This window comes from Gulosibacter sediminis (genome assembly GCF_030011715.1).
Taxonomy (GTDB): Bacteria; Actinomycetota; Actinomycetes; order Actinomycetales; family Microbacteriaceae; genus Gulosibacter; species Gulosibacter sediminis.
This window is the reverse complement of record NZ_JASCYH010000014.1, coordinates 30,683-56,109: the sequence shown is the minus strand read 5'-3', so window position 1 is coordinate 56,109 and position 25,427 is coordinate 30,683. Positions and strand designations below refer to the sequence as shown.

Annotated in this window: 26 protein-coding genes, 2 tRNA genes and 2 pseudogenes; 8 read left to right on the top strand and 22 right to left on the bottom strand. The window is 66.4% G+C overall.

Annotated elements, in window-relative coordinates:
- Positions 1 to 245: integrase core domain-containing protein (locus QM019_RS06725; protein ID WP_282852362.1), on the top strand; the 245-nt coding region annotated here is incomplete at its 5' end.
- A 16-nt stretch (positions 246 to 261) separates the two neighbouring features.
- Here the strand turns inward: QM019_RS06725 and QM019_RS06720 are convergent.
- From QM019_RS06720 to QM019_RS06695, 6 genes and pseudogenes are all read right to left on the bottom strand, one after another.
- Positions 262 to 492, bottom strand: a pseudogene (locus QM019_RS06720) (pyridoxamine 5'-phosphate oxidase family protein); the annotation flags it as partial.
- Positions 492 to 806, bottom strand: coding sequence for a hypothetical protein (locus QM019_RS06715; RefSeq protein WP_282852361.1), 315 nt, complete (start codon positions 804 to 806; stop codon positions 492 to 494). The gene QM019_RS06715 and the pseudogene QM019_RS06720, both read right to left, overlap by 1 nt.
- Positions 807 to 912: 106 nt before the next feature.
- Positions 913 to 2,083 (bottom strand): annotated as a pseudogene (locus QM019_RS06710) (IS3 family transposase).
- Between the two features lie 60 nt (positions 2,084 to 2,143).
- Positions 2,144 to 2,470 (bottom strand): cyclic nucleotide-binding domain-containing protein, encoded by a 327-nt coding sequence (locus tag QM019_RS06705; protein ID WP_282852360.1) that lies wholly within the window; start codon positions 2,468 to 2,470, stop codon positions 2,144 to 2,146.
- A 205-nt stretch (positions 2,471 to 2,675) separates the two neighbouring features.
- Positions 2,676 to 3,113: a cupin domain-containing protein gene (locus tag QM019_RS06700; protein WP_282852359.1), complete on the bottom strand. Its 438-nt coding sequence runs from the start codon at positions 3,111 to 3,113 to the stop codon at positions 2,676 to 2,678.
- 174 nt (positions 3,114 to 3,287) lie between these two features.
- Positions 3,288 to 3,947, bottom strand: a complete 660-nt coding sequence (locus QM019_RS06695; protein WP_282852358.1) for a helix-turn-helix transcriptional regulator — start codon at positions 3,945 to 3,947, stop codon at positions 3,288 to 3,290.
- A 132-nt stretch (positions 3,948 to 4,079) separates the two neighbouring features.
- On the opposite strand from QM019_RS06695, the gene QM019_RS06690 reads away from it, so the two are divergent.
- Positions 4,080 to 4,412 carry a cupin domain-containing protein gene (locus QM019_RS06690; protein WP_125106404.1) on the top strand — a complete coding sequence of 111 codons (333 nt, stop codon included), beginning with the start codon at positions 4,080 to 4,082 and terminating at the stop codon, positions 4,410 to 4,412.
- A 149-nt stretch (positions 4,413 to 4,561) separates the two neighbouring features.
- Here the strand turns inward: QM019_RS06690 and QM019_RS06685 are convergent.
- The 6 genes from QM019_RS06685 to galU all read right to left on the bottom strand — a co-directional run bounded on the left by QM019_RS06685 (position 4,562) and on the right by galU (position 9,532).
- Positions 4,562 to 4,634 (bottom strand) — tRNA-Ala (locus tag QM019_RS06685).
- A 211-nt stretch (positions 4,635 to 4,845) separates the two neighbouring features.
- Positions 4,846 to 5,811 (bottom strand): hypothetical protein, encoded by a 966-nt coding sequence (locus QM019_RS06680; protein WP_282852357.1) that lies wholly within the window; start codon positions 5,809 to 5,811, stop codon positions 4,846 to 4,848.
- 81 nt (positions 5,812 to 5,892) lie between these two features.
- Positions 5,893 to 7,152 carry a hypothetical protein gene (locus QM019_RS06675; protein ID WP_282852355.1) on the bottom strand — a complete coding sequence of 420 codons (1,260 nt, stop codon included), beginning with the start codon at positions 7,150 to 7,152 and terminating at the stop codon, positions 5,893 to 5,895.
- A gap of 9 nt (positions 7,153 to 7,161) precedes the next feature.
- Positions 7,162 to 7,938, bottom strand: a complete 777-nt coding sequence (locus tag QM019_RS06670) for a YwaF family protein (protein ID WP_282852354.1) — start codon at positions 7,936 to 7,938, stop codon at positions 7,162 to 7,164.
- Positions 7,939 to 7,952: 14 nt separating this feature from the next.
- Positions 7,953 to 8,588: a GNAT family N-acetyltransferase gene (locus tag QM019_RS06665; protein WP_282852353.1), complete on the bottom strand. Its 636-nt coding sequence runs from the start codon at positions 8,586 to 8,588 to the stop codon at positions 7,953 to 7,955.
- Positions 8,589 to 8,590: 2 nt separating this feature from the next.
- A complete protein-coding gene (gene galU, locus QM019_RS06660) occupies positions 8,591 to 9,532 on the bottom strand; it encodes a UTP--glucose-1-phosphate uridylyltransferase GalU (RefSeq protein ID WP_282852352.1) in 942 nt (313 codons plus the stop codon).
- A 43-nt stretch (positions 9,533 to 9,575) separates the two neighbouring features.
- Here galU and QM019_RS06655 point away from each other — a divergent pair, with 43 nt between their 5' ends.
- Positions 9,576 to 10,157 (top strand): 5-formyltetrahydrofolate cyclo-ligase, encoded by a 582-nt coding sequence (locus QM019_RS06655; protein WP_282852351.1) that lies wholly within the window; start codon positions 9,576 to 9,578, stop codon positions 10,155 to 10,157.
- Positions 10,158 to 10,326: 169 nt separating this feature from the next.
- Positions 10,327 to 10,722, top strand: a complete 396-nt coding sequence (gene mscL / locus QM019_RS06650; RefSeq protein ID WP_282852350.1) for a large conductance mechanosensitive channel protein MscL — start codon at positions 10,327 to 10,329, stop codon at positions 10,720 to 10,722.
- 7 nt (positions 10,723 to 10,729) lie between these two features.
- Here the strand turns inward: mscL and QM019_RS06645 are convergent, their stop codons facing one another.
- From QM019_RS06645 to QM019_RS06635, 3 genes are read right to left on the bottom strand one after another with little or no spacing between them, the layout of a single operon-like run.
- The gene (locus QM019_RS06645; protein WP_282852349.1) at positions 10,730 to 12,040 is read right to left on the bottom strand and encodes an MFS transporter; all 1,311 of its coding nucleotides are present in this window, start codon (positions 12,038 to 12,040) and stop codon (positions 10,730 to 10,732) included.
- 6 nt (positions 12,041 to 12,046) lie between these two features.
- A complete protein-coding gene (locus QM019_RS06640; RefSeq protein ID WP_282852348.1) occupies positions 12,047 to 12,238 on the bottom strand; it encodes a hypothetical protein in 192 nt (63 codons plus the stop codon).
- On the bottom strand, positions 12,235 to 16,293 hold the full coding sequence (locus QM019_RS06635) for an AAA family ATPase (protein ID WP_282852347.1): 4,059 nt from the start codon (positions 16,291 to 16,293) through the stop codon (positions 12,235 to 12,237). Before QM019_RS06635 ends, QM019_RS06640 begins: the two co-directional genes overlap by 4 nt.
- Positions 16,294 to 16,380: 87 nt before the next feature.
- Here QM019_RS06635 and QM019_RS06630 point away from each other — a divergent pair.
- Positions 16,381 to 16,452, top strand: a tRNA-Arg gene (locus QM019_RS06630).
- A gap of 59 nt (positions 16,453 to 16,511) precedes the next feature.
- Here QM019_RS06630 and QM019_RS06625 read toward each other — a convergent pair.
- Positions 16,512 to 17,930 carry an aldehyde dehydrogenase family protein gene (locus QM019_RS06625; protein WP_282852345.1) on the bottom strand — a complete coding sequence of 473 codons (1,419 nt, stop codon included), beginning with the start codon at positions 17,928 to 17,930 and terminating at the stop codon, positions 16,512 to 16,514.
- Between the two features lie 155 nt (positions 17,931 to 18,085).
- On the opposite strand from QM019_RS06625, the gene QM019_RS06620 reads away from it, so the two are divergent.
- Together QM019_RS06620 and QM019_RS06615 are read left to right on the top strand one after the other, a co-directional pair.
- Positions 18,086 to 18,754: an AIM24 family protein gene (locus QM019_RS06620; RefSeq protein WP_125106416.1), complete on the top strand. Its 669-nt coding sequence runs from the start codon at positions 18,086 to 18,088 to the stop codon at positions 18,752 to 18,754.
- A 9-nt stretch (positions 18,755 to 18,763) separates the two neighbouring features.
- The gene (locus QM019_RS06615) at positions 18,764 to 19,273 is read left to right on the top strand and encodes an SRPBCC family protein (RefSeq protein WP_282852344.1); all 510 of its coding nucleotides are present in this window, start codon (positions 18,764 to 18,766) and stop codon (positions 19,271 to 19,273) included.
- On the opposite strand, the gene QM019_RS06610 is transcribed toward QM019_RS06615, so the two are convergent.
- The 4 genes from QM019_RS06610 to QM019_RS06595 form a co-directional block, all read right to left on the bottom strand.
- On the bottom strand, positions 19,270 to 19,764 hold the full coding sequence (locus tag QM019_RS06610) for an HNH endonuclease (protein WP_282852343.1): 495 nt from the start codon (positions 19,762 to 19,764) through the stop codon (positions 19,270 to 19,272). The two genes, QM019_RS06615 and QM019_RS06610, sit on opposite strands and share 4 nt — an antisense overlap.
- 356 nt (positions 19,765 to 20,120) lie before the next feature.
- On the bottom strand, positions 20,121 to 21,173 hold the full coding sequence (locus QM019_RS06605; protein WP_282852342.1) for an NlpC/P60 family protein: 1,053 nt from the start codon (positions 21,171 to 21,173) through the stop codon (positions 20,121 to 20,123).
- A 205-nt stretch (positions 21,174 to 21,378) separates the two neighbouring features.
- Entirely contained in the window at positions 21,379 to 22,404 is a 1,026-nt protein-coding gene (locus QM019_RS06600; protein ID WP_282852341.1) for a C40 family peptidase, read from the bottom strand.
- Positions 22,405 to 22,630: 226 nt separating this feature from the next.
- Entirely contained in the window at positions 22,631 to 23,320 is a 690-nt protein-coding gene (locus tag QM019_RS06595; RefSeq protein WP_125107402.1) for a metal-dependent transcriptional regulator, read from the bottom strand.
- A 99-nt stretch (positions 23,321 to 23,419) separates the two neighbouring features.
- Between QM019_RS06595 and serC the strand changes: the two genes are divergently transcribed.
- Entirely contained in the window at positions 23,420 to 24,529 is a 1,110-nt protein-coding gene (gene serC / locus QM019_RS06590; protein WP_282852340.1) for a phosphoserine transaminase, read from the top strand.
- Here the strand turns inward: serC and QM019_RS06585 are convergent, their stop codons facing one another.
- Complete coding sequence (locus tag QM019_RS06585; RefSeq protein WP_282852339.1) at positions 24,530 to 25,012, bottom strand: DUF3027 domain-containing protein; 483 nt, start codon at positions 25,010 to 25,012, stop codon at positions 24,530 to 24,532.
- The gene (locus QM019_RS06580; protein ID WP_125106423.1) at positions 25,005 to 25,388 is read right to left on the bottom strand and encodes a cold-shock protein; all 384 of its coding nucleotides are present in this window, start codon (positions 25,386 to 25,388) and stop codon (positions 25,005 to 25,007) included. Before QM019_RS06580 ends, QM019_RS06585 begins: the two co-directional genes overlap by 8 nt.
- Between the last annotated feature and the right edge of the window lie 39 nt (positions 25,389 to 25,427).

Here is a 25,427-nt window from a genome sequence, read left to right as displayed (position 1 = left end):
TGCGCGGATCGATGGGCCGCGTCGGGGCGTGCGGGGACAATGCGGCGATGGAGAGCTTCTTCTCGCTGCTGCAGAAGAACGTTCTCGACCGGCACCCGTGGGGCACCCGACACGAGCTCCGCCTCGCAATCGTGAGATGGATCGAGGGCATCTATCACCGCAAGCGCCGACAGCGACGACTCGGGAGACTGACCCCCGTCGAGTTCGAGACCATAATGATGGAAGCCGTCGCCTTGGCGGCCTAACCCCGGGCTAAATCAAGGCCTCAGCAGACCCGACTTCCAGGGCGACCGGGGCGTCGGGTAGCGCGCCGAAGACTTTCGTGCCCTCCCGGGATCGGAAAACTAGGGTCCCGTGATCCACCGCATAATTGAGGGGGAAAATATCGGGATGGTCCTCCACCCATACGGCAAGCCGGCCGACGGTGGTCGCGCGCAGCAGCGCCCAGCACGCGTTGATCGGGAGTTCCTCTACATCCTGATTCGAATCCATCACCGCACCGTCTTTCCCGAAATCTTGCGTCGAGCCTGTCGGCTAGTGAGTTCTTCCACGAGCAGACCCAAGGCGCTGCCGAGCATGAAAACATCCCGAGCGATGCCCATTCCTGCCGGCGCAGGACGGATTCCGTCCTCCCGCGTCATCCCCGGCGTCTTCAGATACACCCGCATCAGGGCCCCCGAGAACCCGGCCAGACCGGCCGCAGCCGCCCACGTGGGCACTACCGGCGCGATCAAAGCCGCACCCAGGAGGATCTCACCACCCGATAGCAGCTTCCCGAAAAGCACCGGGTCGACTCTCTTGAGCACAGGAAACGCGTTGGCCGCCTGGTCCCGCAGACCGGTCGCCCCCTCCACATCCAGTGAACGCTTCGTTAATCCGGGGGTCTGCTGAGGGTTTAGTTGGGTCCGGGGTTTATGCCGCCAGAGCGACGGCATCCATCATTATGGTCTCGAACTCGACCGGTGTCAGCTTCCCGAGCCGGCGCTGTCTCCGTTTCCGGTGATACTTCCCCTCGATCCACGACACGATCGCGAGGCGCAGCTCCTGCCGGCTCCGCCAGGGCCGCCGGTCGAGCACGTTCTTCTGCAACAGCGAGAAGAAACTCTCCATCGCCGCGTTGTCCCCACACGCCCCGACTCTGCCCATCGACCCCTGAAGCCCATACTGTTTCAGAGCCTTCTGGAATTTCCGGCTTCGAAATTGGCCCCCACGATCAGAATGTACGATCACACCCTTCGGGTAGCCGCGCTGCAAGAGCGCATTCTCGAGCGCACGAACCGCGAGCGACGCCTTCATTCGCTTATCGATCGCGTACCCCACGATCCGGTTCGAACAGACATCCTTGATCGCGCAGAGGTAGAGCTTGCCCTCCCCGGTCCAATGCTCGGTGATGTCGGTCAACCACTTCTGGCCGAGAGCATCTGCGGTGAAATCACGCCCCACAAGATCGTCCCCCACGGGCTCCCCGGCCTTCTGATAGCGGCGCTTCCGCCTCGAGATCACGGACTGGATGCCAGCGACCTTGCACAGCCGCCACACCCGCCGCTCCGAGACCTGAGAGCCAAGATCGTGGAGGTCATCGGCAAGGACCCGATACCCACCCTCGAGGTCGTCTTCGTGCAACTCCCGTAGCACCCCGATCAGATGCTGCTCCTCGGCCTCACGGGCCGACACTGGCTGCTTAAGCCACTGGTAGTACGCCTGCTCACTGAACCCCAGCACCCGGCACGCCACCGCGACCGGCACCCTGACACGGGCGCCGGCCGCAGCCATCTCACGGACGAGCGGGTAGATCATTTTGGGGGCGTGATGTGCACGTGTGACAGGTACGCTGCCGCACGGCGCAGCACCTCGTTCTCCATCTCGAGCTCACGGATACGCTTCAACGCTTGCCGCATTTCGCGCTGCTCGTCAGGATCCTTCGACGGGGTCATCCCATAGGTTTTGAATCTGGAATCTTGGATCCACGCGCCGAGCGCGGACTTCGAGATCCCAAGGTCTTTGCACACGGTTTTCTGTGCGATACCGGACTCCACCAGCGCGACAGCGCACGCTTGAACTCCTCGCTGTACTTGATCGGCATGGCCATTATCCTTTCAGCTCTGCTCTCCCGAGCGGAGCAGTCTTGGACTCAACCAAACCCTCAGCAGACCCTGACGTCGTTGAAGACATCGCTCGATATTTCCAGTGCACACGATACTGTCATGGCTTCCGCGGTGTCCGGGTAGGTGGAATCGCCCAAAGTCCCTAGTGTTCCGAAACCTTCGCCCGGCCCCAGAATATTCGTGACAACATTTTGGCCGTGCACGGAGGACCGTAGGAGCTTCACCGTGCCGGACGCCACTACAAACAGACTGTTGGCCATATCGCCGGCCCGGTGGACCATTTCCCCGGCGCGGTAGCCACGCGAGCGCACGAGCGGCTCAATATCCCGGATGTCCGCATAGGTGAGTTCCGCAAACAACGGCATACGGCTCGATACTTCAAGACGCACCGAAGATGAGCAGGTATGCGGAGCGGCAGAACGCTCAGTTAGAGGAAGGTGACGCCTCTCTCCACTCATCATATTCTTCCAACGGTTAGCTGCGTTCGTTGAAAACGCGGTTTCGTCCCTTCACCTGGCGCTCACTTCCTGGCGGTTGCTGCAGGACAGCGGCCCAGGTCCGCGGGGTTTCTTAGCGAGGTTGATTGACTCCGTCCCCCACCGGTGGCTGCGGTGGGTTAGGGGCCGCGTCCTGCGCGGTCGAAGTGGGCCAACTGGCAAGCGCCTCGATGAAGCCGGCGGGGGCGAACACCCCGAGCATGGAGACAGGATGGCTGGTTTCGTTGGCAACGCTGACCCGCTCGCCCTGGTCGAGCAGGACGACGATGCCCGGAGCCACCCTCTCCTCGTGCTGACCGCTGCGGATCAACAGTTCGCCAGTGAACGGAACGACCAAGGCGGTGGACTCCCCGTGCGCATGTTCGGGCATGTTGCCGCCGGCCGGGATCGTCACATACGCGGCCGCCAACTGTCCGCTGGCGCTCTGCTCGTCGACGAGCACTTCGGCGCTTGGCCCGTTCGGGAAAGGTACCTGGTGGACCGGTCCGCTACCGGTTGGGAGGACGTGCATCGTCGCTCCTTTCGTTCAGTCGTTCGATGGGAAGGCCGCGTCGAGCGGGAACGGGAACTCGTCTCCCAGGACCTGGTCCATCACGTCACTGCATGGCTGGGCGGTGACGTAGGGCATCGGTTCTTCTCCCTGGGCGCCGTCTACACCCAATTTAGAGGATAGCGATCCTGTTTACTAGGGAGTCGGTATGTCGGCGACGCACAGTTCAGGTTCGACGAACGGGCGCAAGTCGGCCTCCTCGACGCCGGGGACTCCCAGCCGGTCCAGCGAGCCCCGCAACAGACCAAGATGGGCCCTACACACGATCTCGGGGTAGGCCCGGGCGAGGTCGCGGAACGGGCAGGCGTCTAGCTCCAGATGACGTTCCGCGGTGTCGTCGACCAGGCGCGGCGCGAAGCCAATGCGCTCGAATAGATCGCTGATCCGGCGGGTTCCCTCCTCCCAGGACATTGCTTCCTCGACTGGTATCTCCATCTGTGCCCAATGGCGCCCGGCGCGTTCTGCTAATTGGGGTCCGGCGTCGGGGTCGGTGGCCAGCACCTGGGTGAGCGCAGCCGCTAACTGCCGGTACGCCTCGCCAGGCTCGGCGGTGGCGGTCGCGGCGTAGAGCTGACGTGGCCGGCCTGGTCTGCCCGCTCTTCCCGCTGTCCGCCGGATCAGGTCAGCCTGCTGGAGCACGTCAAGGTGAAACCGTGCCGTTGTCACGTGCAGCCCGACCGTTTCGGCAAGCGTAGTTACATCCATGGGGCCGTCGTCGATCAGCACACTAAGCAGACGCCGGCGCGATGCTGCCGAGAGCGCGGCATGCCGCGCTCCATCCTGGGAGCCAGTCATCCTGGTATTTTAGAGGATGACGATGCGTGTAACCCCTCGACGTGCTGAGATCATGGATAGCAGTCCACACCGCTGGGCCGGATAGTCCGACGAGGCGGCTACCGACAGTCCATTCCGAACGGAAGAGGCTCCGTGCAAAAAGTATCCCTACCAGCGTTGATGCGCCACCAACTGGAGATCGCCAGAAACGCGTCAAGCGGGCGCAGTGGCCATACCATTTACGGCGGCCACGAACATATCCTCCGACAAACGATGATCGCTCTGCGTGCCGGCTCCGAGCTTCACGAGCATGAGAACCCAGGCGAAGCAACCGTGCAGGTACTCCACGGACGAGTGACCCTCACTGGTCACGACGCCAGCTGGAACGGCTCCCCGGGCGACCTGATGTTCATACCCGATGCCCCGCACGGGCTGGAAGCAGTCGAAGACTCGGTGGTGGTCTTGACGGTGGCGAAACGGCCATGAGCCTGCCCGTCAACCACTGCCCATAACACTCGGAGAGCCTGCCGCCAGCGTCCTTGCGTCCGGCAGCAGCAGCACCGCAGACGATCCCGGCCCGAACACGAAACTGCCCCGCCATCAGACGGGGCAGGTTTCGATTCTCTCAACTTACGTGGACCTAAGGGGATTCGAACCCCTGACCTTCTCATTGCGAACGAGACGCGCTACCAACTGCGCCATAGGCCCTTACAACAAGAGTCAACGTTACCATCCGTTTCGCGGCAGCGCGAAATCGATGGCGGCCACCCACGCGCCCGGGCGAACTGACACCAACGCCAAGAGGCTCGCGCCGCGCGGGCGAGGCACGAACAATATGGGAATGTTGGCCTACTAAACCCCGCCCAATAGTCCTGCGCCCCTTGGAGACTCGGGCGATTCGACGGACGAGCAGTCAGTCTTAACCGTTGCCCAGGCCGTTGCCGCCGCCGTTACCGGTGTCGTCACTGGTCGGAGTGGGCTCCGGGTCCACCGGGTCCGACGTGGGCTCGGGGTCGCTGCCACCTCCACCGATGCCGCCGGTCTCGGCGGGCTCCTCGGTCTCTTCGGGGGCCTCGGTCTCTTCTGGCTCTTCCGTCTCCTCGGGCGTTGCGCTCGGGGTGGGATCCTGCGTCGCCTTCGGCGAGGGAGCCACATAGGTCACACGGTTCGCGTAGTGCTCGTCGCGAGCGTCACCCAGCGCAGTCGCCAACTGAATCACCGCATTCGCGATCTGGTCGAGTTGCCCCCCACCGAGTGCCGTGTTGACTTGCTCGGCGGCCGTGTCGATCTCGGTCGAGGTGTCCCAGTTCATCGCCGACCAATTGGCCTTGTGCTCGGGCACCATCGACACGAGCTCGGGCGCATAGGTGCCCGTGAAGTACGAAATCGAGTCATCCGAAAGCGACTGCGTCTCGCTAGCATTGTTGTCGATCACCGACGATGATACGGCCTCGATGCGCTTCTGCATCTCGTCGCTCGTCTCGTTGGAAACGAACGCCGACGACATCGCGTAGGCACCGAGCACGGGGCTCGACGAATCTGCCGCCGCCTGCACATCGGCGTCAATGACGACCACGTTCACGGGCTGCACGCCAGCGGCATCCGCCGCGGCGAGCGCCTCTCGCCGGTTCGCACCGACAAACGAGATGAGCATCGGCAGCACAATCACAACAACGAGCACGACGACGAGCAGCGTGACGAGGTTGACGCGGCGCTGCTGCGAAGAACTCCGCCAACGGGCGCCCAGACCACCGGTGGCAGCACGGGCATTCGACGCCCCGGTGCGCCCACGGTCACGGCCCTGGGAGGTGAACAGACCCGACTCAACCTGCAGCGAATCGCCGCTGGTCTGGTCGAACGGATCCGGACCTTCGCGTCGCGCCATCGAGTGCCTGCCAACCTTGTTGCTGATTACGGGAGTTGCCGGTCGCCACGAACGACAACCGTCAACCGCTCATCCTACTGACTAACCCGCGCGACGGCGACGAAGCACGGCATCCAAGTCGTCGTAGTCGCCGACACCTGCATCTTCAACGATCGCGTCGACGTCGCCCATGTGGCTCCACTCGCTCGCACTGCCGACGGTAATCGGGCGGATGCGCTGCACGCCATTCGGCAGGCTCGCAACGTCGCGGTGCGCGTCACGCAGGGCCTGCGTCGAGCGGTCCGACTCCTCACGCAGGAGCTGCGCGAGATCAGCATCCATCTGATCACGCTTGCTGCCGGGGCCATCGGGCCCACCGTCGGGGCCGCCCTGGGGCCCGCCAAGCTCGGCTGACGTCGCCCGGCCAAGATAGAGCGGCTTCGGCAACGGCACGGGCGTCCACGAGTTCGCGGGAGCCGGCGCAGCGTCCGAGCGCGTCTCGACGTCGAAGAAGATGAGGTCGCGCTGCTTGGGCCGCGCCTCCGCGATCTCCTCAAGCTGCTCGGCGATCTCCTGCGCCTCAGGCGCGGGCACGACGACTTCGTCCTGCTGCGCGAGCCACACCGAATTAATGCGAGAAAGCATCCAGCCAGCGCCAACCGCCGCCGTGGCGCCGAACACCAGCAGCGAAATACCGAGCCCACTGAGACCGACGACCAGGCCAATCACGGCAAGCAGCAGACCAGACGCGCCAACGCCGGTCGCCGTGAGGCGGCCCCGCTGGCGACGCTTCGCCGCCTCGCGCGAGCCGGCGAGCCGGGGCACCTGCCCCGTAATCTTGCGCTCGACCGCGCGCTCCGAGCCCGACGAGCCACCGGCCCAGCGCTCCTGCGCAGTTTCGCACGTGCCGCGAATCTCTGCCTCACGCTGCGCCGCGCGAGCCGCCGCCGCCCGCGCCCGAGCAGCGGCCTCACGTCGTGCAATTGCGTCTGCCATCTCCGCCTCCGCTGCCTCTCGTTCTTGCTTGCTTGCTCGTACCTCGGCCAGTTCCAGCCGGGCGGATGCCTCTCGTTCTGCCGCCTCCGCGCGCGCCTGCTCGCGCACCGCGTCGGCCTCGAGCTGACGCGCCCGCTTCAGCTCGCGGCGCTGCGTGCGCACCTCGCGGGCGTTCGCCTCGAGCTCGTAGACCTCGGGGTGAGCGGCCGTCTGCGCGAGCGCGCGAATCGTCTGCTGCAGTCGCACCGCATTTCGTTCGGTCGCCCGAGCGTTGTGCTCGCGCACCCACGTCGGCACGTAAAATCCGACAGCAAGCAGCGCGATCAACGCGAGCGCGAGACTGCTTGCCCCTCCGAATTCCTGCATGCGACCACGCTAGGGGGCCGCCCGATCGTTGCGGCGGATTGTTCTGGGAGTGTCTGGTGTGACGTATGTGGTTTCCCAGGTATTTCGCAGTTTCCCGCGCCCGCGGGCGAACGGCCACGTCATCAGCGCCCACACACCCCCGACGAGCAGCAGCACGATCGGCACGTACCAGGGCCACTCCGGCATCACGTCCAGGGCGGATGCGGTCGCCGGCTTGTGCGCGAGGAACCCATAGTTGCCTCCTGAAACCACATTCCCGACCCCCGCGACGACCGCCCACACCACCGCCGAGCCGAAGGCCCACCAGTACTCGCGCCACGTGGGTCGATACCCATAGCCCCAAACGATCACGATCGCCGCGACCTGCACGAGCAGATGAAAGCTCCAGTAATCGACAAACTCCGCCGAGGCCGACACGTAGTAGTTCAGCGACGGGGTCACGACCGCCTGCAGGTTCAGCGAGAGACCCCAGAAGAACAGCAGCGCAAGCCACAACCTCCGCCGCGTGATCAGTGCCAAAGCGGCAATGAGCCGCAGCGCATCCGAGTAGTGCAGCGGCAGCGACTCCCCCGGGTTCCAGTTCTCGGGCAGCATCCCCCAGCCCCACCACCCGATCGACCAGGCGAGCAGCACCCACCCACACCTGCGATACACGCGCGCCTCGCGCTCAGTACCGCGGATGCGTCGGGCCAGCGGCACGCATACGGCCACGAGGACGACGAGCAATGCCAGCATCAACCAGTGCGCTGCCCCGTAGCTCGGCATCGAGCCGGTAATCTCCCGCACGGCCGCCGCCCAAACTACGCGAGCGGTCCCGTTTCGGGCCGCGCCGCGACCCGCTCGTCGACCTGGCCCGCCCGCCAGCGCGCCAGCACTCCCTCCGGCACCTCATCGCGCACGAGCCCGAAGCAGTAGTGGTCGCGCCAGTCACCATCGATGTGGATGTATCGGTCGCGGCGCCCCTCGTATCGAAACCCCAGTTTTTCGACGACCCGCAGCGACGGACCATTCTCGGGACGAATGCAGATCTCGACCCGGTGCAGGCCCAAAGCGCGAAAGCCGTAGTCGGTGGCCATCGCCACGGCGCTCGGCGTGAACCCGCGACCCGCAACGCTCTGCGCGACCCAGTACCCGATCGTGCCCTGCAGCACGGCGCCCCACTGAATGTTCGACATCGTCAGCTGGCCTACCAACTGCCCTTCAACCTCGAGCACCCACGGCACCGCAACGCGTTGCGCCGACTGCTCGAGCAGCGAGCGCACCGCGCCCCGCACGTTCCAATTACCGGAGCCACCCGGCAGCGTTGCTTCCCAGGCCTGCAGCCACGGCCGGTTCTCGAGCAACACACGTTCGAGCTCCCGCGCATCGCGGGTGCGAAGCGGGCGCAGCGTGAGCTCGCCGTCGTTCAGCGCGGGATGCTCCACCCCGGCGAACATGACTAGTTCCCGTTCTTCGTCTGCTGCGCGAGCTGCTGCGCGTACTGCTGAATCCACTCGCGCACCTCGGGGCCGTGCTCAGCGTTCGCGATCGCGAGCTCGATGTTCGCCTTGAGGTACTCGAACTTGTTGCCGGTGTCGAAGCGGCGGCCACCGTAGACGAGGGCTACGACGCCGCCGGTTTCCTCACGGTTCGCGGCCATCTCGACGAGGGCGTCGGTGAGCTGAATCTCGCCGCCGCGCCCGGGAGGAGTGTTCTCGAGAATCTCGAACGCCTCTGGGCGGAGTACGTAGCGACCAATCACCGCGAAGTTCGACGGCGCATCCTCAACGGCGGGCTTCTCGACGAGCGAGTTCACCCAATAGGTCGGCCACTCGTAGTCGCCGGCACTCTTGAACCCGCCGTCGACGAGCTGCGGCGCGACCACGCCGTATGACGACACCTGTTCCTGCGGCACCTCCTGCACCGCGACGACGCTCGCGCCGGTCTCGCGGTGCACGCGCACCATCTCTCGCAGCAGCTGGCCACCCTCGGCGATGATGTCGTCACCAAGCAGCACCGCGAACGACTCGTCACCGACGTGCTGGTGGGCGCGGTAGACCGCGTGGCCGAGGCCGAGTGGGCTGCCCTGACGCAGGTAGTGCACGTCCGCGAGGTTGCTCGCGTGGCGCACGGCCTCGAGCTTGTGCTGGTCGCCGCGCTCCTCGAGCGCCGACTCGAGCTCAAGGACGCGGTCGAAGTGATTCTCAAGCGGCGTCTTGTTTCGACCGGTCACCATGAGGATGTCGGTCAGTCCCGCCTCGACGGCCTCTTCGACCACGTACTGGATCGCGGGCCGATCGACGACTGGAAGCATCTCCTTCGGCATCGCCTTCGTTGCCGGCAAGAACCGGGTGCCGAGACCAGCAGCGGGAATGACCGCCTTGTTCACCTCAAACGTCATACTGTGCATCCTAACCATCCGCGTTGACCGCTAGCGTTGACCCATGGCCAGCAAATACGAGCTCCGCGCAACGGTGCGCGGCATGCGACGGATGCGCGGGCAGACCGCCACCGCGGCCCTCGCCGACAGCCTTGCCGAGCAGCTGCGCGGCCTCACGCGCAAGTTCGACGCCCGCGTGGTCGCCTGCTTCGCGTCCACCACCCTCGAGCCACCGACCGCCGCGTTCCTGAGTTGGGCCCGCGACCACGACGTGCAGGTGCTCCTCCCCCGCGCCAGCTCCAAAACCACCCTCGAGTGGTGCGTCGACACCGGCGAGTTGGCCGAGCATCCGCGACTGCGCGTGCCCGAACCGGTCGGCCCAGCCCTCGCCTCCGGCCTCGACACCGCCGAGCTCCTCCTGCTGCCAGCCGCCGCAGCCGACCGCAGCGGCACCCGACTCGGCTGGGGCGGCGGCTACTACGACCGTGCCCTCGCCGTGCTTGAACCGGAGCAGCGGGCGCGAATCATCGCGGTCGTGCATGACGACGAAGTGCTCGAACGCTTGCCCCGCGAGCCCCACGATGTGCGCATCGCAGGCATCGTGACACCATCGGTCTACCTCGAAACGCCCGCCAACGCGAATTAACCTGCGCCCCAAATTCCGATGAAATGTGCGGCGTGTCGCACTTGTTTATTCAGCGCAGGGTTATGCTCAGTTCGCTGCTGCGATGATTGCGCCCGGCCGCAAGCGCGGCGGGTGCGCTCTCTCCCCGGTAGCCGGACATGAAGCTAATTCCGACTCACAAGGAGGAGCCATGCAAGGCTTCAAAGAATTCATTATGCGGGGCAATGTCGTCGAACTTGCCGTCGCGGTCATCATCGGCACTGCATTCACTGCGATCGTCAACGCACTCGTTGAGGGCATCTTTAACCCCCTCATCGCCGCAATGTTCAACGCTGACCAGCTCGCCAGCGCCGTGTGGCAGGTTGGCCCCGTCGCCTTCGGTGTCGGCCAGGTCATCGCCGCCGTCATCAACTTCCTGCTCATCGCGCTCGTCGTCTACTTCGTCATCGTTCTGCCGATGAACAAGATGAACGAAGCCATGTACATCCGCAAGCACGGCCACCGCCCAGAAGAGGAAGAGGCCGCGGCGACCGAGACCGACCTGCTCGTCGAGATCCGCGACCTGCTCGCGACCCGTCAGCAGTAGTCACTGCTTACCGCACTGGGCTCGACCGTTGGCCGGGCCCAGTTTCATGTCCGGGCAAGGTGTCGCGCGTGAATGCCCAGGCGATCGCAGGCAGCAACAGCACGACCGCCGCGACGACAAAGGCAAGTTCATAGCTCACGAAGTCGATAAGCAGGCCAGCGATCATCGGCCCCGCGATCTGCCCGAGATCCTGCAGCATCTGGAACAGCGACAGCGCCCGCCCGCCCGAGCGGTTCGGCCCGATGATGTCGCCGACCGCGGCCTGCGACACCGGCCCGCAGAGCCCGCTGCCGATGCCGGCGACGAAGCTGACCAGCAGCACCACCCAAAGTTCGTGCGACCACACCATGGCGACCATCGCGGCCGACGACACGACGAGCCCGGCGAGAATAAGCGGTCGACGACCACGGTGGTCGCTCGCGCGGCCTGACCACTGCAGGATAAGCACCATGCCGATCGCCGCTGCGGCAACCACGAGGCCCGCGGCATACGGCTCGTCATTGACGACCTGGCTTACGAACAGCGGAATCACCGCCGCCCGCATGCCGAGGTTCGCCCAGCCGTTCGCAAATCCGAACAGCAGCGAGGTGCGATAGGCCGGAATCGCCAACGCCTCGGCGAACGTCATCGGCGGCGACTTCACCGCGCCAGCGCTCGCGCGCGACCGGCCGCCGCGCAGCAGCACGGCGACGATCACCGCCGCGACGACGAGCGCGCAGCCATACACAAAGAATGGCACGCTCATACCGGCCTGACCGAGGATGCCACCGAAGATCGGTCCCGAGATGTTGCCGATGAGAAAGGTGCCCGACCACAGCGACGTGACGCGACCGCGGATGCGCGGGGGCGAGAACTTCACGACCATGGCCGATGCCGAGAGGGTAAACAGCGCCGAGCCGATGCCGCCGAGCCCGCGGAAGATGAGCAGTTCGACATAGCTGCTCGCAAAGGCGGATGCGAAGCTCGAAATTGCGACGATGAGCAGGCCGGCGATGTACATCGGCCGCTCGCCAAAGCGGTCGACAAGGATGCCGCCGACGGGCGCCGTGATGAAGCGCATGAACGCAAACGCGCTTACCACTACCGAGACGAGGAACGCGCCGACCCCGAAGCTCTCGGCATACTGCGGCAGCACGGGCACGACGAGCGCGAAGCCCACAGCGACGAAGAACGTCGCGCCGATCAGGATCCAAATCTCGCGCGGGATACGGTCGGCCTGCTTCGCGGCGGCGGCGATCTCATCAAGTGGAATCTGCCCGGTCTCGGCGGCGACGAGATCACGTTCTTCGTCGTCGCGCTCGGGGTGACGCGTGCTCATCGACACCTAAACGTTCACGTTGTGTGGCGGCACGTTGTCGCGCAGCCGGTCATCGTTGGCGGAGTCTTCCGCCTTGCGCGGCGCATCCCCCCACTGCTCGGGACGGTCTTCGCCCGCGAGCTCGCGATAGGTGTCGGCCGGATGCGGATCGCTGCCAGCGGGTGGCTCGGTGATCACCCGCCGATGCTTGCGGGTCACTCCGCCTCCGCTCGAGGCAGCTGCGGCTTGCCGCGCGTGAGCTCGGGCAGATCGGCCGCATCCTCGTCGGGGATCGGCACGTCAAGTGCGATCGCGATGCGCCGGGCGACGGCCTCCGGGTTCGCGAACAGCTCGAATGCGCGCACGCGCAGGTAGTACCAGCCGAGGCGCTTCAGCAGCTCGGGGCGCAAGCGCAGCGACTCGCGCAGCGTCGTGGCCGGTGCCGACTCCCCCGCGGCAACGTCCATGTCGATGACGATCGCCCGGTTGCCGTACGACGCGGCCAGTGGAATCTCGCCTCGGAAGCCCAGTTCGACGCGCATCCCAAACGACGCAAGGCGGCGCGCGAGGTCAACGAGCATCGGCGCCTCGCCGCTGCCGTCGGGGTCGGAGCCGCCGGGCTGCTCGGTACGTTCGCCGAGCTCGGTGAGGATCTCGGCGAGGCCGACGGTGCCGCGGGTCAGGCGCGACACTTCAAACTGGTCGGGTCGCACGCAGGTGACGATGACGAGCGAGCGACGAGCCCGGGTCATCGTCACGGCGAGCGCGCGCTCGCCGAGCGGGCTGCCGAGCACGCCGAAGTCAGAGAGCACGCGACCGTGCGGCGTCACGCCGTAGCCGAGCGAGAAGATGACACGGTCGCGCGCCTGCGCCACCGAGGCCTCGATGGTCGCGACGATGAAGGGCTCGTTCCGCGGCTTGGTGAAGAACTCCGCGAGGTCGCTGCGCTGCGAGACCGCCGACCAGATGGCCTGCTCGACTCGCTCGGCGTGCGCGGCTGAGGCGCTCACAATCATCAGCGACTCGCGCGGGCGGTGGATCGCGTGATCGAGCACGAGCTCCACGACGCGCGTCACCTCGGCATCGGTCGCCTCGACCGTGCCGGTGCGACGATCGGGCAGGCCGGTGCCGCCGGGTACGTACGAATAGGTGAGCGATGAGTGGCCGAGGAACGCGCCGGCCCAGGGCATCGAGTGCAGGCGGCCGCCATAAAAGCGCTCGTTGACGAGCTCAGTGAGGTCTTCACCGCCTGCCCGGTAGGAACGGGTCAGCGAGATGGTTGGCAGGAGCTTCGCGAGCTGCGCGTACGCGGTGTCGTCGATGCTCGCCTCGACCTCGGCCTCGCTGCGGTTCACGCCCGGCTGCGGCTCGCTCGGCGGCAGCACGGCCACGCTGAACGGCGTCGGGTACTGCGTCACAGGGTCGCCAAACGCGATCACCTGCGTGCCGCGGCGGATGGCGCCGACGACCTCGGAGGTCTGCACGGCCGCCGCATCGACGAGCAGCACGGCGTCGAACTTCGCGCGCGGGTCGATGCGCGGCACATCGTAGGGCGTCGTGATCCACACCTGCGACACTGAGCGAGAGAGCCCCGCCGCTTGGTCCACGAGCTGGCGCGAGGTCAGGCCAGGCGTGCGCAGCAACTCGCGCAGTGAGTCCGCCTCCTCGGCGCGGTCGACGAGCGCGACCTTCCACGCCTGGGCGAGCTGCCATGCGAGCTGGTCGGCGCTGGATGCGGTGTGCGCCTCGTCAACGACGCGGAAGTCGCTTTCAAGTCGGGTCAGTACGCGAGTGTTCGCGTTGAGCAGCGCCTTTTCGTTTGCAAGCTGCTCCTCGAGCACCGACTGCCACCACGCGAGCTCGAGCTCGTCCTCAACCTCGTGGGGTTCGAGGTGGCGCTCGCCGAGGTCGTCGAGCAGTTCACCGAGGCCCTGGCCTCGCAGCTGTTCGTTGAGCGCGAGCCGATCCACGGCGTTGTCGAGCACCTCCGACTTCGCGGCGAACTGCTGCAGCCGCTCCTCGAGCTCGTCAAGCTTCGTATCGGCTAGCGTGGTCCGGCCCGCATCGCCGAGGGGCGCGTCGACGATCTGCACGAGCGCACTCACGTCGCGCCATTCCGAACGCATCCGGTCGATGCCGGTCGGCACATTCGGCTGGGCCGCGTCGCGAACGTAGCGGTGCCACATGATGCGCTGGCGCTGCACGTACTTCAGCGATTCGTGCAGCTCGTTCACGGTCACGCCAGGGCGCACAAACTCGCGCGAGTAGTTGCGCAGCTCGCGACGGCGCGAGGCCGACATGTCGCTGCCCTCGCGGCGCGGTCCGGTCGCCTCGATGAGCTCCGACAGGTCGGCGTCGAAGATCTCAGGCGTAAAGCGGTCGAGCGTTTCGCGGATGTCGGCGAGCAGCCGCAGGTAAATACCGAGCTCAGCGAAGGTCTCGGGAGCACGGAGGTTGGTCTGCTCGATGAGTTTCTCGCCCGAGCGCAGCAACTCGCTCGTGCGGCCGTCGGCGAGGCGCACGGCGGTCGAGTGCACATGTTCGACCTCGTCGGTGCTCTGGAAGCACAGGCCGTACCAGGGCGATTCATCATGCGAGAAGCGGAACTCGCCGAGCTCGGCGAGGTCGCGCATCTGCTCGGCAGCCGCGGCACGTTTGGCGGGTTCGCGCAGTGCGACGAGCTGCTCGTGGCCGAGGCGCGCGGTCGTCGACGGCGGCACATCCCGGAGCTCGAGTCGGCTGAGTGCCTCGAGCGCGTCGAGCGGCGACACCCCAAACTCGGGGTGGTCGGTCGTCAGCGCGCTACGGTAGTCGGCGAGCACGCGACGCAGGCGCACGAGCGCGTCGTCAAGGTCGGCGGTGTTCGGGCGATCGGCACGCTCGTTGCGCGAGATCGCGGCGATGACGTCGCGGCGCAGCGTACGCGGCGTCACCGCGAGGCCCTCGAGCCCCACGTGCTTGAGCCGCGCGCGGATGGCCCGAATCGAGGCGATGCGAGGCGTCACGACGAGCACGCGACGGTCGCGGTCGACGAGGTGGCCGATCGCGTTGACGACAGTCTGAGTGACACCGGTGCCGGGCAGGGTCTCGACGACGAAGCTCGAGCCGCCGAGGATCGCGTCGACGACGCGCTCCTGCTCGGTGTCGGCGTCGAGCAGCAGCCGGTCGGATGCTGGGTCGCGGCGGTCGGGGTCGATCGACGTCTCGGCGCTGATCGGCCGCGCGAGCCGCCCGCGCGCATCCCGGTCGCCCGCAAGCGCGTCGAGCACCGGGTGCCGCAGTTGCTTGGCGTCGTCGAGCATGGCGCCCGAGAAGTCGGCAAAGGTCGAGAGCGCCGCCATCGAGTCAATCTCGAACTTCGGCAGCTTCGCCCCGGCCTCACGCACGTACTCGAACGCCGCGTCGGGGAACAGCGAGCCCGAGTCGCCGACCCGGGTCTGCAACTCGCTCGCGCGCACGGTCACGCCGTCGTCGAATAGCGCACGCAGCAGCGCGATGTTCGGCTGCAGCTTGCCCCGCAGGCGAATCTCATAGTCGCGGCCGAGGCGACGCAGGGTCGCGGTGCGCAGGAAGATCGGGGCGTGGAGCTCGCCGTCGCTCGAAAGCCAGCTCGCAAACCCGATCGCGAGTTGCACGCAGCTCAGCCCGCGCCCCGCCTCGAGCTCGGCGCCGCGACGCGCGACGAGACCCGCTGCCTCGAGGGCGGTGCGGAAAGCGATCGGCTCGCGCACGAGACTCGAGAGCATGACGGGGCGCCGCGCAAGCAGCGTCGCGATGCCCGAGGGGTGCGCCGTCGTCAGGTCGATGTAGGTGCCCCGGCGAGCCGCGAAGTTGCGCAGCGGCGAGGTGCCGCCGAGCTCGGCAATTTCTTCGCGCCAGCGCACGTGCGTGTCGCCGATGTTGACCGGCTGCGCCGCGACGGGTGACGTCTCGGGTGCGGCAAACTCGCTGTCGGCCGGCGCTTCGGAGCTCGCTTCCGCTTCCTGCTCCTCTACCTCGACCGCCGGCAGCGTCGGCATCGGCGCAAACGCGGTGGTGTCGGTCGGCTCGGGCGTCTCGTCGGCAGGCTTGGTCGCCCGGGTCGCGCGCGCCTGGTTAATCCACTCGGTCGGGCGATCACCAACCGCGACGCCGTCCTCGAGTTCTCGCGCGCGCTGCTCGCGTTCGAGAATGGGTTCAGTCGCGCTCGCCTCCTTGCGATCGCGCTCCACCGAGACGTCGACGGTTGCTTCGTCGTTGTTCTTGGCGTTCTGCCTCCGGAAAATGCCCCACACAGGTTTCAACCTAGGCGACGTTGCCCGGTGATTGCCGCAGTGCCCGTGGAGTTTCATGCATTCGCGGGCCCGCTACGATTGCAGTGCGCCTTCGTAGCTCAGTGGATAGAGCATCCCTCTCCTAAAGGGTGCGCGCGGGTTCGATTCCCGCCGAGGGCACACAGCGAAACCGCGGCCCCACTCAAACGAGTGGAGCCGCGGTTTGTTCATGACGGCGATTACGCCTTGGGGATCGTGATGACGTGCGGCTGGCCGAGCGCCTTGAGACCGGCGGTGCCGAACTCGAGGCCGTAGCCCGACGCCTTCGCGCCGCCAAACGGGATGCGCGGGTCGATCGCGCCGTGCGCGTTGATCCACGTCGTGCCGGCCTCGAGCTGGCGGGCGACCTCGACGGCCTTCGCCGTGTCGGAGCTCCACACGCTCGAGCCGAGGCCAACCTCGAGGCTGTTCGCCCACTCGATCGCCTGGTCGAGCGAGTCGTACTTGATGATCGGCAGGGCCGGGCCGAACTGCTCTTCGGCCACGAGCGGGCTGTCGTTGCTGATGTTCGACACGATCGTGGTCGGGTAGAAATAGCCGGGCGCCGACGCATCCGGGTCGCCGCCGACGTTGATCGTCGCGCCGCCGTCGCGGGCTGCGTTGACGAGGCGGTCCACGACCTCGTACTGGCCCTGGTTCTGCAGCGGGCCGAGCACGTTCTGCTCGTCCAGGCCGTTGCCCATCGGCATGTTCTTCGCGACCTCAACGAGTGCCTCAACGACGTCGTCATAGATCTCGGTTGGCACGTAGAGGCGCTTCAGTGCAGCGCAGGTCTGGCCGGTGTTGATGAACGCGCCCCAGAAGAGGTCCTCTGCGATTGCCTTGGCATCAACATCGGGCAGCACGATGCCCGCGTCGTTGCCGCCGAGCTCGAGGGTGACCCGGGCGATGTTCTCGGCCGCGTCGCGCGCAATGATGCGGCCGACCTCGGTCGAACCGGTGAACATGACCTTGCCGATCTTCGGGTGGCCCGTGAGCGCCGCGCCGATCTTGCTGTTCGCCGGCACGACGATGAGCACGTCCTCGGGCAGCGCCTCGTTCATGACCTTCGCAAGCGCGAGGACCGACAGCGTGGTCGAGCTTGCGGGCTTCGAGACAACCGTGTTGCCCATGCGCAGCGACGGCGCGAACTGCCAGATGGCGATCATCATCGGCCAGTTCCACGGGTTGATCGCGGCGACGACGCCGATCGGGTCGTAGTGGAGCTCGGCACGCTGCGTGTCGTCCTCCATGACGACCTCGGGCTCAAGCTCAAAGGCCGCGGTCGCGCGCAGCCAGCTCACGCACGCGCCGACTTCGAAGCGGGCGTTTGGGCCGTTGAGCGGCTTGCCCTGCTCGCGCGACAGGAGCACGGCGAGTGCCTCGCTCGACGCCTCGATCGCATCCGCCGCCTTGTTCAGGTAGTCGCTGCGCTCGGCATGGGACAGCTTGGCCCACGACTTCTGCGCAGCTTCGGCACGGTCGATCGCCGCATCGAGGTCTTCCGACGTGGCAACGGGCACCTGGGTGAATGCCGCACCGGTGCTCGGATCGATAACGTCTCGACCGCCGCTTGCGGGCTGCAGCGCGGCAATGAGTTCGTCAGCAGTAGAGAACATGGACCCTCGTTTCATCGACGTTGATGGTGTTTGGCCAGCCTATGTCCGCCCCCTGGAGTAATCCGCCTCCACCGCAAGGGGTGCACCGGCGGGCAAGCAGTGAGCGCACCTGGTCAACGCGTGTATAACTTGGTGCAGAACGAAAGGAATGCACCATGCGCAGCCCAATCTTTGACAAGGACAACTTTCGCGACCCGTCGACCGACCGTTGGGTGCTCGAGAGCAGCCGACTGCTGCGCACGGGCTTCGGCCCCGGTGTGATCGCGCGCAAGGGCGTCATGGTTGCTTACCGCGGCGGGCTCGACTTCGCCCACCAGGGCTCGAAGTCGGTGGGCCAGTTCTTCAAGAAGCAGTTCACGGGCGAGGGCAAGGGCCTCATGCACGTGACCGGCCAGGGCGAGGCATGGTTCGCGAACCGCGCCCAGCAGGTCTTCATGATGGAGCTCGAGAACGAGGGCATCACCCTCAATACCGACCACCTGCTCGCGTTCGACGACACCCTTCAGTACGAGCCGCGGATGCTCGGCAACGCTGGCTTGCTCGCCGGCGGCCTCTTCAATCTCGAGATCGGCGGCAGCGGTACCGTTGCGCTGACATCTGACGGCACGCCCTTCGTGCTCGACGCAAGCCAGGGTCCGGTGTTCACCGATCCGCAGGCCACCGTCGCGTGGTCGGCCAACCTCCAGCCGACGCTGAAGAACGACTTCAAGATGGGCTCGCTCATCGGCCGCGGCAGCGGCGAGGCGTTCCAATTGGCTTTCCACGGCCAGGGATTTGTCGTGATCCAGCCCTCCGAGGGGTGGCCCGTGCAGGCCGCTTCGTAGACTGGGGGCATGTCGCAGTCGTACGAAGTCACGGCCACCGTTCCACTCACTCCCGAAGAAGCGTTCGCGCTCGCGCACACGCTCGGTCCCGACCGCACGGCGTGGGACACGCGTGTCGTCAAGCAGCTTCTGCTGCGCGATGCGACGAGACTCGGCAGCGGCGCGCAGGTGTTCGTGCGGCTCGACGATGGGCTGCGATTGATCCAGGAGTACGACCACTGGATGCCCGGCCAGCTCTCGAGCACGCGGCTCGTCAAGGGGCCGTGGTGGCTCGAGAGCTACGGTGAGGGCTGGCACTTCGCCCCGACTGACGGTGGCACCCGAGTGACCTGGAAGACGACCTTCCGTCACCGACTCCCCGTGTTCGGGCCGCAGGCCGAGCAAGTCATGCTCGTGAAGCTCCGCGCGCTGCTCGAAGCACGCATGGACGACTTCTGCGCCGCCGCCCGCGACGTCGAGCTCGTCGAGCGCGCGACCGCGGGGTCGCTCCCCCACGGCGCGCGCCACCGCGACCGCTAAGCCGCGAGGTACGGGGCCCACTCCTCCGAGGAGTCCCGGTCGACCCCACGCACGTGCCAGCCGTGGCTCAGTGGCGCCGCCGGGCGACACAGTAGCTGCCAGCCCATCTCCTCGGGCGTACGGTCTCCCTTGACGTTATTGCAGCGCAGGCAGCACGCTACGAGGTTCTCCCACGAGTCGCGACCCCCACGTGAGCGAGGCTGCACGTGGTCGATCGTGTTCGCGAAGCGACCGCAGTAGGCGCAACTGTTGTCGTCGCGACGTAGTACGCCCTTGCGTGACACGGGCATCCGTCGCGCCATGGGGATGCGCACGTAGCGCTTGAGCAGGATCACCCGCGGCCGGGAGAACTGCTGGTTCGTGGAACGTAGCGGCACCGTATCGTCGGCCTCGAGCAGGGCGGCTTTACCACCCAGCACCAGGACGAGCGCGCGGCGGTCTGAAACCACGGCGATTGGTTCGTACCCGGCGTTCAAAACGAGAGTTCGCATGCTTGCTCCTGGAATGCAGACAAAAAATGGCACTGCCACAAGGCAGTGCCATAACTAGACGCAGGCGCGATTATTCCATGGTGGAAATGGCGCTCGAAACCGGAGCAGGCACGCGCCTGCGGCCTGACCTGACGACGTTGCAAGGTCATGACTGCTCCTTTCGGACTCGAGTCACCGGGGTGATCTGTGGAAGATGCTACTGCCCAACGGGCCGGAGTTGCCGATCTTGCCTCGGCGACGCGCGAGCTCGTCACGCAGAGTTCACGCGTTCGACACCTCGACTGCGCGCTGGGGCGAAAACGCAAACGGGCGGGCACCACTCGAAGAGTGCTGCCCGCCCGCATGCGATACCGGTACTAGCCGTTGACGCGGATGATGACGTCGTAGAAGTACGGGTCGCCCTGGTACGAGGTGAGGACGTTGTCGTTCGCAGCGCCGTTCCAGCCACCGTGGTAGGCCTGGCCGCCACCGGCGTAGACCGAGACGTGGTAGTCGTACTTGATCATGATGTCGCCGGCCTGCGCCTGGCTCGGGTCGATCTGCGTGCCGAACTGCGTGAAGTCGCCAACACCGTAGTCGTAGCCGCCGTCGAGGCGAGCGGTCGTGAGGCCGGCCGCGGCGAGCGCGTTCTGCACGTAGTCGGTGCAGTCCATGCCGTACGAACCAAGCATCGACTGGAGGTAGCTCAGCATGACCTGCTGCACGTTGCCGGTCGCCGGGGCGGGAGCCGGAGTCGACGCGGAGCTGCTGCTGCCGGTGCTGTCGGACGACGAGGCCTCAGTCGAGCTCGAGCTCGTGTCGGCGGCAGTCGTGGTCTCTTCGGGCTCTTCGGTCGGCACGGCCACGGCCGCCGAAGCGACGGTTGCCGAGTCGAACGACTCGATCTCGGTTGCCTCGGCAGCGGGAGCCGACTGCTCCTGCGCGGCGGCCTCTTCGGCCTTCTTGTCTTCGGCAGCCTGGGTCGCGGCGTCGGCGGTTGCGCCGGTGACCTGCGAGTTTACGGCCGAGAGGAGGTCGGCCTGGTGCTGCGTGTCAGCGACCACGGCACCCTGACCAGCAACCGTGGTGAGACCAACGGCAGCAAGGGCGGTCACCGAGGCCGCGGCGGCGAAGCCACCCGCGGTACGACGACGACGCTGCGCGATGAGCGCTGCAGGGCGGGCGGCGCGGACCGTGAGGCCGCGGGGCGCCTCGGCCCCGGCAGCCGGCTCGCTGAGCTGGTTAATGAGTTCGGTCGGCAGCACCGAGATGAGCGCGGTCATCTCGTTGCGCTCGATGCGACCGGTGTCCTCGCGGTGGAACGACGAGCCGGGCTCGGCATTTGCCACGGGGCGGACGCCGGTACGGCGCTCGATCTCACGTGCCTGACGGCGGGTGAGCGTTGCGCCATTCTGAGTGGTGTTGTCCAATTTCGACCCTCCGCACCGCGGATATTTCCCCGCCCACCGAGACTTTGGTGAGTGTACCGAGGGGGCGGGTTTGCGGTGCCTCGGTATGACCTGAACACGGTCGTGTTCGTCGACAAAAATGAGCGTAACGAAAGATCACGGGAATGTCACGCCCATGTGACAGAAATCTCACAAAAAGATAACGAGATTTGTCACGGAGCCCGATTTAACCGAGGTGCACGAAGTAGTGCGAGCCCCAGTCAATGGTGCCGTAGCGGACGACATCGCCTGCGTACGGAGCGTGCAGCATCGAGTTCGGGCCGGCGTAGAAGCCGATGTGCCCGTCGTAGATCACGAGGTCGCCAGGCTGCGGATCGGTCGTCACGGTGCCCATCGACGCGAGCTGCGCGATCGAGGTCGTAGCGCTGTAGCCCGCCTCGTTGAGCACCCAGGCGACGAAGCCTGCGCAATCGAAGCCCGACGGCGTGGTGCCGCCCCAGACATAGGGAGTGCCCATGTACTGCTCGGCGATCGACATGACCGAGCTGCCCGAGGTGCTCGCGGATGCGGTGGCACTCGAGTCGGCGGCGGCCGTGGTGTCATCGGTCGCGGTCTCGCTGGAGCCTTCGGCGCTCACTTCGGTGACCGAGGCCTCGGGCTCCTCGACCTCGGTGGCCGCGGCGGCGGACGACACCGAACCGGCGTCAAACGACTCGATCTCGGTCAGCTCGCTCGACTCAGCGGCAGGATTGCTCGACTCGGCAGTGGTGTCCTTTTTAGTGTCGTCCGACTTCACGATGCCGTCGGACTGCTTGAGGGCCTCATTGGCACCAACGCGGGCCAGCAGGTCGGCTTCGTGGTTCGAGCTGTCGGCCACGACGGCACCCTGGCCAACGACCGAGGTAAGACCGACGGCAGCGAGCGCGGTGATGGATGCGGCGGCAGCGAATCCGCCGGCAGTGCGGCGGCGACCGCGGGTGACGAGGGCGGCGGGGCGCTCGGCACGAACGGTGAGCCCGCGTCCATTACGGCTCGACGCTGCCGCAGTCTCGGCCTCGGCAGCAAGCTCGGTGGGGATCACCGAGAGCAGCGCGGCCATTTCATTGCGATCGATGCGACCGGTGTCCCACACGTTCGACGTGGTGGGGCACGGGGAGACGGTCGTCGACGCGACAGGCCGGACGCCAGTGCGGCGCTCGATCTCGCGGGCTTCCCGACGAGTAAGTGCGCCAGTGGGGGTGGTGTTCTGCAAAGTTTCGACCCTCCGCACCGCGGACGCTCCCCCGCCCACCGAGATCTAGGTGAGAAGTACTGAGGGGGCGGGTTCGCGGTGCCTCGGTACATCGTGAACGCGAGTGCGTTCGTCGATACACCAACGGTAACGAAAGATCACGAAAATGTCACGATAATGTAACGAATTCGGATACTTTAGATAACGTTTCCCTGGTCAGGGCCACTTTTTAATTGTAACGGCGCGTCTACTCCGCCGTGATGTAGACGTGGCGAGCGAGCTGGATCGGCACGTCGACCTTCGTCGACCCTCCCACCGGCGAGAGACGAATGTCGTCGCCGAGATACTCGACCACGACCCGGCTGCCAGGCAGCACGCCCTGCTCCCGGAACATCCGCATCGACTCGAGGTCGGCCTGGAGTGGCTCGCCGAGGCGGCGCACCTCGGCAACATCGCCCGAAGAGATCTCGGCCTGGTCGAGCGAGGCTACGCCGCGAAAAAACTCCACGTCGGGCTGCAGCCCGCAGTCGACCTCCGAAGGGATCGGCGTGCCGTACGGTGACTCGGTCGGCTCCCCCAGCAGCTTGTAGATGCGTTCCTCGGCCTCGTCACTCATGACGTGCTCCCACCGGCAGGCCTCGTCGTGCACGATGGCGAGGTCGAGGCCGATCACGTTCGCCAGCAGCGACTCGGCGATGCGGTGCTTGCGCAGCACCCGAATCGCTTTTTCCCGACCCGTCGTGGTGAGCACGAGTCGTCGGTCTGCGGCTACTTCAACGAGGCCATCGCGCTCCATGCGCGCAATCGTCTGCGACACCGTTGGCCCCGAGTGTCCCAGTCGCTCCGAAATTCGGGCACGCAGCGGCGTGATGTCCTCTTCTTCGAGGTCAAGAATCGTTCGGAGGTACATCTCCGTTGTGTCCACCAGGTTCGACACCATGCACCCCCTTCCGCTGTTCGCAAGGCACGTTATTCAAATATATCGGCTCTGCCCTGATGCGATGCGCAGGCTCACGCCGCACGTAGTCTTATTGTCATGACAGACATGCGCATCCCCGTCGATCTTCTGCCCGCAGACGGCCGTTTCGGCTCGGGCCCCTCGAGGATCCGCGAAGCGCAGCTCGACGAACTCGTGGCCCGCGGCCGCGACGTGCTCGGCACCTCGCACCGCCAGGCGCCGGTGAAACAGTTGGTGGCATCGGTGCGCGCACAGCTCGCCGAGCTCTACGCCCTGCCCGACGGTTACGAGGTCGTACTCGGTAACGGCGGGTCGACGGCGTTTTGGGACGCGGCGGCATTCGGGCTGATCGAAACGCGCGCACAGGTCGCATCGTTCGGCGAGTTCGGCGGCAAGTTCGCGAAGGCGGCAGCGGCACCTTGGCTGCAAGCGCCGGATGTTCGGCAAGCGCCGGGCGGCGAGGTCGCGCTGCTCGAGGCTGCCGAGGGCATCGACCTCTATGCGACGCCCCACAACGAGACGTCGACGGGCGCGATGATCACCCCGAAGCGGGTCGATGCGCCGGGCGCACTCACGATGATCGACGCGACGAGCTCCGCCGGCGGCACCGAAACCTCGCCCGCCGAATGGGACGTCTACTACTTCGCCCCGCAGAAGAACTTCGGCAGCGACGGCGGCCTCTGGTTTGCCCTGATGAGCCCGGCCGCGATCGCGCGCATCGACCGCGTTGGCGCATCCGGGCGGTACATCCCCGAGTCGTTGAGCCTGACGCAGGCCGTGGCGAACTCGCGCAAGGAGCAGACGCTGAACACGCCTGCGGTCGCAACGCTCTCGCTGCTCGACTCACAGCTGCGCTGGATGCTTGAGTTCGGCGGGCTGCCCGCCCTGTCGGCGCGCACGAAGGCCTCGAGCGACCACCTCTACGCCTGGGCCGAAGGGCGCGGCTGGGTCACCCCGTTCGTGCAGCGGCCCGAGTACCGCTCGCAGGTCGTCGCGACACTCGACCTCGCGCCCGAGGTCGACAGCGCACAGCTCCGCGCGATTCTGCGCGAGAACGGCGTCGTCGACATCGACCCGTACCGCAAGCTGGGCCGCAACCAGCTTCGAGTCGGCACGTTTGCGTCCGTGCCGACCTCCGATGTTGAGCGCCTCGCCGCCGCGATCGATTACGTCGCCGAGCGCCTCTAGCTAGGAACTCCGGCGGCGACGCCGACGCCGTGTGCGGCGCTGTGTCCGCGTCGAGGACTTGCCGCGCGAGCTGCGGGGCTCTTCCGACTCGGCGTCGGCGTCGGCGGCCTCGGGTTCGGGTTCGGGTTCTTCGCCCTCGTCATCGAGATCCTCGTCGTCGTCCTCGTCAACGAGCTTGCCGCTGCGGTCGTGCGTCGCGCGGAACTCGGCCAGACGCTCGGCCCACGGAATCCACGCGGGCGCGAGCAGGGCATCCTCACCGGGCAGCAGGTCGCACTCGAGCACCGTGGGCTCGTCGTCGTCGACCTGCGTCGTCCAGACGGTCCAGAACCAGTCCGGGTGGCCGGGCACGGCCGAAGCGAAGCGAAGCGTGCGTACGCCCTCCTCATTGGGCTCGCTCATCGAAATGAGCTCGCCAATCTGCTCGGCGGGTGCGACCTCACCGAGCGCGACGAGCGCGAGCTGGGTCAGCGCGTCAGGCATCGAAGTCATCCGCGACGCGGCGCAGCATGGCCGCAATCTTGGCGCCGGTCGCGCCCTCAGGGTATTTGCCGTGGCGCAGTTGCCCGGCCGAGCGGTCGAGCACCTTGATGAGGTCTTCGACCACGATCGCCATGTCATCGGCCGACTTGCGCTTCATGCGCGTCACCGACGCGGGCGCCTCCACAACACGCACCGACAGGGCCTGCGGGCCCCGACGACCGTCCGCGATGCCGTACTCGAGCTTGGTGCCGGCCCGCAACTGCGTCACGTCGGCGGGCAGCGCGGTGACGTGGAGGAAGACTTCCTGTCCGTCGTCGCCCTGCACGAACCCAAAGCCCTTGTCGGCGTCATAAAACTTGACCTTGCCCGTTGGCATGGCACATCTCCTTGTGCAGCGCGGTCGCGGCTGCGTCGA